This window comes from Bacillus haynesii (assembly GCF_014042035.1).
Classification (GTDB): domain Bacteria; phylum Bacillota; class Bacilli; order Bacillales; family Bacillaceae; genus Bacillus; species Bacillus haynesii.
Window position 1 is genome coordinate 539,677 of sequence record NZ_CP059494.1, and the last position, 7,991, is coordinate 547,667.

Annotated in this window: 1 protein-coding gene; it reads left to right on the forward strand. The window is 44.7% G+C overall.

What is annotated here, in order from left to right:
• Positions 1-87: 87 nt before the first annotated feature.
• Positions 88-7,905: a bacitracin non-ribosomal peptide synthetase BacB gene (gene bacB / locus H2R00_RS02730; RefSeq protein WP_182070423.1), complete on the forward strand. Its 7,818-nt coding sequence runs from the start codon at positions 88-90 to the stop codon at positions 7,903-7,905.
• The last annotated feature ends 86 nt before the right edge of the window (positions 7,906-7,991 follow it).

Genomic DNA, 7,991 nt, shown 5'->3' on the forward strand with positions numbered 1-7,991 from the left:
AAATGATAGATTGTACAGCTGCCCCATTTTCCGCAAAAAAACGATTCTGATATTGGCCGCAAGTCTGACGAATGGAGTGAGATTAGGATGAGCATAATGGACTTCATAAATGATTTGAAAAAGAAAAATATCACCTTATACCATAACAAGGGAAAAATCAAAATCATAGGTCCTCAAGAATTATTGACAGCTAACTTAAAACAGCAAATCAAGCGGCATAAAGAAGACATCATCGCTGCGCTGGAAGCGGGCGAAACGGACATTGAGCGAAGCCTTCCGAAAGCGGCGCCGTCTAAAAGCGGAACCTATCCTTTGTCAAGGGAACAAAAAAGGATGTTCATTTTAAATCAGCTTGATGACAGCAAAACGGCCTATAACATGCCGCTGGCGGTAAAAATAAACGGTGAAGTTCAAATCAGCCGACTTGAACAGGCGTGGAAAGAGCTCATCAAAAGGCATGAATCGTTAAGAACTTCTTTTGTCATGCTCGATGGCGAACCGGTGCAGAAAATCGAACAGGAAGCCGAGTTCCGACTTGAATACAGCGAGTTGGGGGATCAAAGCATTCAGGAAAAAATCAGCCGTTTCATCAAACCTTTTCAATTAGAAAAAGCCCCGCTTTTAAGAGCGGAAATCGTAAAAGTGGATGAAGCTGAGCATATGATGATGGTTGATATGCATCATATCATTTCAGACGGCGTCTCTATCGGAATATTAATGAAGGAATTCGCCGACTGCTGTGAAGGCAAAGAATTGTCTCCGGTGGCGGTTCAGTATAAAGATTATTCAGAGTGGCAGAGAGACATCGAGCGGCAGGGCCGGTTGAAGAAGCAGGAAGCTTATTGGCTCAATACCTTCCGGGGAGACATTCCGGTTTTGAATATGCCGCTTGATTTTCCAAGGCCGAAAATCCGAAGCTTTCAAGGAAACAGAACGGTTGTTGAATTGGATCAGGACACCACAAAAAAACTGAAGACGATAGCCGCAAAAAACGGCGTTACGATGTACATGCTTCTTTTGGCAGGCTACACCATTCTGCTGTCAAAATACACCGGACAAGAGGATATCATTGTCGGCTCGCCGATTGCCGGAAGACCGCATGCCGATTTAAACGGGACAATCGGGATGTTTGTTGGCACCCTTGCACTGAGAAACCGGCCAAAGGGGAACATGACATTTAGCGAATATGTCCAAACGGTCAAAAACAATACGTTGAACGCCTATGAAAATCAAGATTATCAATTTGATGCATTGATCGAACATCTGGGCTTGACACAGGACATGAGCAGAAATCCGCTGTTTGACACGATGTTTGATCTGCAGCATGCGGATGATTTCGCATCTGAAGCCGGCGGAGGGCATTTTGAAACGTATGATATTCCATTTCATGTCGCGAAATTCGATGTAAGCCTGACGGCATTTTTGCATGGAGACAACCTGACATTTGATTTCCAATATTGCACTGATCTGTATAAGGAAGAAACGATTGAAAGAATGGCCGGACACTTTTTGAATGTTTTAAAAGACGCTGCTCATCACCCTGAACTGGTGTTAAGCGAGATCAGGATGATGTCGGAAGATGAGAAAGACATCATCTTACATACATTCAATCATGAGAAGACAGATGGTCCGAAAAACAAGACAGTCAGCCGGCTGTTTGAAGAGCGGGCTGAAAAAACACCCGATCACACCGCTGTTATATTCGAAGATCAGCAATTGACATATAGAGAGCTGAACGAAAAAGCCAACCAATTGGCCTGGCTTTTAAGAGAGAAGGGCGTAAAGCCGGATACAATCGTGGCGATCATGACAGACCGTTCACTCGAGATGATCATCGGGATTATCGGAATTTTAAAAGCCGGTGGAGCCTATCTGCCAATTGATCCTGATTATCCGGAGGACAGAGTCAAATATATGTTGGAAGACAGCGGAGCTGATATAGTCGTCATCCAGGAGCCCTTTAAATCGAAAATAGACGGGCGTCAACTGATCACCACCGAAGACACCCGATCTTTCAGCAAAGAAAACCTCTCAAATGTCAACAAGTCTTCTGATTTGGCATATGTGATTTATACTTCGGGTTCTTTAGGCAGGCCGAAAGGTGTCATGACGACTCACCGCAATGTCGTTCATTATGTTGATGCTTTTACGAAAAGGATCCCTTTGAGCGAAGATGATACAGTTTTGCAAGTCGTATCCTTTTCATTTGATGCATTTTCTGAAGAAGTCTACCCTATTTTAGCTTGCTCGGGGCGCTTGGTGATCAGCAGAAAAGTAAGCGAGCTGAACATTGATGAACTCGTGAAAACGATCGGGAAGCATCGTGTCACACTTGTCAGCTGCTCCCCGCTCTTATTAAATGAAATCGATAAAAATCAGCACTTAACCTTTCATCCGCAGATGAAATTTATCAGTGGAGGTGACGTATTAAAATTTGAATACGTCGAAAATATCATCAAAGGCGCCGACGTTTACAATTCCTACGGCCCAACGGAAGCGACAGTTTGCGCTACCTATTATCAACTAAGCAGCGCAGACCGGAAAAAAACGAGCATTCCCATCGGCAAACCTTTAAGCAATTATAAAGTATACATTGCAGATCAATACGGCCGGCCGCAGCCGGTTGGAATACCGGGGGAACTGCTGATCGGCGGCGAAGGGGTCGCAAGGGGATACTTGAATCAGGAAACATTGACAAAAGCGGCATTTGTGCTGGATGAATCAGGCGAGAGAGTATATCGTACAGGCGATTTAGCAAGATGGCTGCCAGACGGAAACATCGAGTTTTTAGGCAGAATCGATAACCAAGTCAAAATCCGCGGCTATCGGATCGAACTGGAAGAAATCGAACACCGGTTGTTGATGAACGACGATATCAATGAAGCCATCGTGGTGGCGAAGGAAGATCAGGAAAACAGCAAATATCTATGCGCCTACATCGCATTCAATAACAAAAACGAAGATATTGACCAGGTTCAAGAACGTTTGGCGAAGGACCTTCCGGAGTATATGATTCCGTCCTGCTTTATCAAGCTTGATCAAATTCCCCGCACGATCAATGGAAAGGCTGATCTTAAGGCATTGCCGGAGCCGGATCGAAAAGCATTTGCCCAAGCCCGCTACGAAGCCCCGCGCAATCAAACGGAAGCCTTACTTCTATCGATCTGGCAGGATATCTTGCTAGCGGAAAAGATCGGGATTAACGACCATTTCTTTGACATCGGCGGACACTCGTTAAAAGCTTTTTCAATGGCCGCGAAAATTCAATCGGCATTAAAAGTCGAAGTGACGCTAAAGGAAATCTTCAGTCATCCGACGATAAAAGATATCGCAGCTTATATCGAACAAAAACAAAAACAAGTTCAATCCGACATTCAAAAAGCGGAAAATAAAGAATACTACCCGCTTTCTTCCGCTCAAAAAAGGCTGTACATCCTCAATCAGATCGAAGAAGGCCAAACCGCCTACAACATGCCTTTCGCGATGAAAATAAGAGGTGAGCTCCAAGCGGAAAAGGCCGAGAAGGCCTTCAGAATGCTAATCAAAAGACATGAGAGCTTAAGAACATCCTTTGTGACCATCAATGGCGAACCCGTTCAGGACATAAACGAGGAGGTCACATTTGAAATGAAATACCGCGGGCTTGACAATTGCAGCCTGCGGGAACAGATGAATCAATTTATCAGACCGTTTGACCTGGAAAAAGCTCCTCTTCTGAGAGCGGAGCTGGTGAGGGTGAACGCAGCCGAACACATTCTCCTGCTTGATATGCACCATATCATTTCCGATGGCGTGTCAATCGGGATCTTGATGAAAGAATGGGCGGCTTTATATGAAGAAAAGGAACTTGCACCGTTAAAGATCCAGTATAAAGATTATTCCGAGTGGCAAAGAGAGTCCTGTCAAAAAGACCGGTTGAAAAAACAGGAAGAATACTGGCTATCCGTTTTTCAAGACGACATCCCTGTTCTGAACATGCCGACAGATTTTCCAAGGCCGCAAATGCAAAGCTATGAAGGAGATCGAATCGCATTTGCAATCGAAAGAGAGCTGACGGATAAGCTGAAAAGAACAGCGAAAGAAAACGGAGTCACGATGTATATGCTGCTGTTGGCCGGGTATACGATACTGCTTTCGAAATACACCGGACAGGAAGATATCATTGTCGGTTCGCCGATTGCCGGGCGAACCCGGGAGGAGTTGGAACATACGGTCGGGATGTTCGTCAACACCCTTGCGTTGAGAAACCATCCAAAAGGCGGCAGGTCATTCATTGAGTATTTGCAAGATGTAAAAGAAAATACGTTTAATGCCTATGAAAATCAAGATTATCCTTTCGATGAACTCGTAGACAAATTAGATTTGGAACGGGACATCAGCAGAAATGCCTTATTCGACACAATGTTTGATTTGCAGGCGCTGGATGATGCAGAGCCTGATATAGCAGGATTGCATGTTGAACCCGTCGATTTGGAGTTTCAGATTTCAAAATTCGATTTGTCGCTGGCAGCAGCAGAGTCCGCAGGTGTCATTACGTTTCACCTGGAATTCTGCACAAGGCTGTTTAAAAAAGAAACCGCCGAAACGCTGGCGCAGCATTTCGTGAATATTCTAAGAGATATTTCCGATCACCCGCAGAAGACATTAAACGAAATCAGCATGCTTTCAGAAGAACAAAGAAATACAGTGCTGTATCAATTTAATGATACGAGGGCCGAACACCCGACAGGGATTTTTTCTGAGTTGTTTGAACAACAGGCTGAGAAATCACCGAATCATCCTGCGGCGGTCTTCAAAGATCATATGTTGACATACCGCGAATTAAATGAAAAAGCGAATCAATTGGCCAGAACATTGCGGAAAAAAGGGGTTCAGCGGGAGTCAGTAGTTGGAATCATGGCGGAGCGTTCGTTGGAAATGGTGACAGGCATATTGGCGGTTCTAAAGGCCGGCGGAGCGTACATGCCGATCGATCCGGGGCTTCCGAAAGAGCGCATCCAATATCTCATCATGGATAGCGGAGCTGATCTATTGCTGACCCAGCATCATCTTATTGGCAGCATCAGCTTTGCCGGCGAAATCATCCAAATCGATGAGGCCGATGCTTACGACACGGATGGAAGCAATCTGGAGCATCTTAATACCCCCGGTGATTTGGCATACGTCATCTATACCTCGGGTACGACGGGAAACCCAAAAGGCGTGATGGTCGAGCACCGCAATATTATTCATGCCCACTATACTTGGAGAAAGCACTATGAATTAGCATCATTTTCAGTCAACCTGCTCCAGCTTGCCAGCATGTCGTTTGATGTATTCGCGGGAGATTTATGCCGCAGTCTTCTCAACGGCGGAACAATGTATATAGTCCCGGATGATGTCAAACTGGAAATGAATCTACTGTATGACATGATCAACAAATATGGCATTCATATGTTGGAATCGACGCCAAGTCTGATCATTCCTTTGATGAAATATATCGATCATCACAAGCTTGATCTTTCAAGCATGAAGCTGTTAATCATGGGTTCTGACACTTGTACGATCAAAGATTATAAGTGGCTCGTTGAACGGTTCGGACAAAGGATGAGAATCATCAACAGCTATGGCGTCACAGAAGCTTCTGTCGATTCTGGCTATTATGAGGAAGCTTTGGATCAGATTCCAGAGATTGCGAATACGCCGATAGGAAAGCCGCTGGACAACACAGCATTTTATATATTGGATCCCTCATTAAACCCGCAGCCGGTCGGCGTTTATGGTGAGTTGTACATCGGCGGTGAAGGGATCGCAAGGGGATACTTAAACAAACCGGAACTCACGAAGGAAAGGTTTGTTCCAAATCGTTTTGCCGCCGGGGGGAACATGTATAAAACGGGAGACTTGGCAAGATGGCTGCCTGATGGAAATGTCGAATTCCTCGGGAGAATCGATCACCAAGTCAAGATTCGCGGTTTCAGAATAGAAACCGGCGAAATTGAAACGAAGCTTTTGGAAAATCAAAACATCAGCGAAGCTGTCGTTATGGACCGGGAAGACAAGAAAGGACATAAGTACCTGTGCGCCTATATTGTCGCCCGAGCGAAAACAAACGCAAATGAACTGAGGGAATATTTGTCCGATCACTTACCGGACTATATGCTCCCTTCCTATTTTATTCAAATCAACAAGATGCCTCTCACACCAAACGGAAAGATCGATCGAAAAGCGCTTCCTGAACCTGCCGGAGACACCATAGCGGCAAGCGGATATGAAGCGCCGCGTAATGAAACGGAAGAAAAGCTGGCCGCTGTTTGGCAGGAAGTGCTGGACAGGGACAAAATCGGAATCAACGATAATTTTTTTGAAATCGGGGGAGATTCGATTAAGGCTCTGCAAATCGTTTCAAAATTATCAAGAGCCGATCTCAAGCTTCAGGTTAAAGATCTGTTTACCAATCCGTCCATCAGACACCTCAGTAAATATGTCAAAAAAGAGACGAAAGCACGCACTAGCGAAATCGTTCAAGGACACACGCCGCTGACTCCTGTCCAAAGATCGTTTTTTGCAGCCAACCAAAAGGAGCGTAACCATTATAATCAAGCGTTTATGCTGTACCGGAAAGACGGGTTTGCTGAAAAGATCGTCGAAAAGGTTTTCCGTAAACTCACAGAACACCATGATGCATTACGGATGGTCTATCAGGAGAAGAACGGTGAAATCATTCAGCATAACCGCGGCTTGGAAGACAGCGTCTTCGATCTGTATGTCTATGATTTGAAAACGGAAAAAAATCTCGAGGAAACCGTTTATCAGATAGCGACGAATATTCAAAAAGACATATCCATCAGCGAGGGCAAAATGATCAAGCTCTGCGTGTTCAAAACAACAGAGGGAGACCATCTGCTGATTGCGATCCATCACCTTGTGGTAGACGGCGTGTCCTGGAGAATATTGTTCGAGGATTTTGAAGCAGCATACGGTCAAGCCCTGCAAGGCAAACCGATAGAGCTCGGTTATAAAACGGATTCGTACAAGACGTTTTCCGAAAAGCTGGCTGAGTACGCAAGCAGCAAAAAGCTCCTGAAAGAACAAGAATATTGGCGGGAGATATCCAAAGGAAAGATGGCATTCCTCCCTAAACATCGTCAAGCGGCACATGATAACTATGAAAATAGCAGAACACTCAGAATATCCCTCAGCCAAATGGAGACGGAACAGCTCCTGAAAGAGGCGCATAAAGCATACAATACGCAGATTAATGATCTCCTTTTAACGGCTTTGTTGATTGCCTCAAGACAGCTGACAGGGGAAAACAGGCTGAAAATTCTCATGGAAGGCCATGGAAGAGATGATATTCTGCAAGATGTGGATATCACGAGAACGGTCGGCTGGTTCACCGCAATGTATCCGGTATTCATCGACTTAGAAGATGAAACAGACTTGTCTATGATGATTAAGATCGTGAAAGAAACATTGCGGAAAATACCGAATAACGGAATCGGATACGGCATCCTCAAGTATTTGAGAAAAGACGAAGTGCTTTTAAAGGATGAAAAGCCTCCGATCTTATTCAATTATCTTGGTGAGCTCGATCATGATCTGACGACTGAACAATTTTCATCGTCAAAGCTTTCGGCAGGTCAAAGCATCGGAGAAAAAAGTGCAAGGGATGCTTCTGTTGAAATCGATTCAGTCGTTGCCGGCCGGCAATTGATGATCAGTACGACATTTAACGAATACGAGTATTCTCCAGATACGATCAGCGAATTGAATCAAGCATTCAAAGAAAGTTTGCAAATGGTCATCAGCCATTGCACGGGCAAAAATGAAACCGAAAAAACGTCCTCTGACTACGGTTATGACAAACTCTCATTGGAAGATCTTGAAGAATTATTAAACGAATATGAATCTGTTGACAGCTAGACATCATGAAAAAAGCTAAAGAAGCCCCCTTGAAATGGTTAACCTGCTGCGTAAAAATGGGCGGCCCATGTGGATCTGAAAACAAA

Coding starts and splice junctions, on each gene's coding strand:
- bacB (WP_182070423.1), top strand. CDS start 88: ATGAGCATAATGGACTTCATAAATGATTTGAAAAAGAAAAATATCACC.